This window comes from Polaromonas sp. P1_G2, assembly GCF_056405515.1.
Map to the genome: position 1 here is coordinate 1 of NZ_JBFUBY010001540.1, position 386 is coordinate 386.

The window sequence follows — 386 nt, forward strand, 5'->3', positions numbered from 1 at the left end:
GCTTCATCGACTCCGGCAACAAGCCGGAATGGATGATCATGAAGGTCGTGCCGGTGATCCCGCCGGACCTGCGTCCGCTGGTGCCGCTCGATGGCGGCCGCTTCGCGACGTCTGATCTCAACGACCTCTATCGCCGCGTCATCAACCGCAACAATCGTCTGAAGCGGCTGATCGAACTGCGCGCGCCGGGCATCATCATCCGCAACGAAAAGCGCATGCTGCAGGAAGCTGTGGACGCGCTGTTCGACAACGGCCGCCGTGGCCGCGTCATCACCGGCGCCAACAAGCGTCCGCTGAAGTCGCTCTCCGACATGCTCAAGGGCAAGCAGGGCCGCTTCCGCCAGAACCTGCTCGGCAAGCGCGTCGACTATTCCGGCCGCTCGGTC

Annotated in this window: 1 protein-coding gene; it reads left to right on the forward strand. The window is 64.2% G+C overall.

Annotated features, from left to right (window positions below):
• Positions 1-386, forward strand: a 386-nt coding sequence (locus tag AC1D0P_RS31455) for a hypothetical protein (RefSeq protein WP_477680308.1), incomplete at both ends; no start/stop codon positions are given.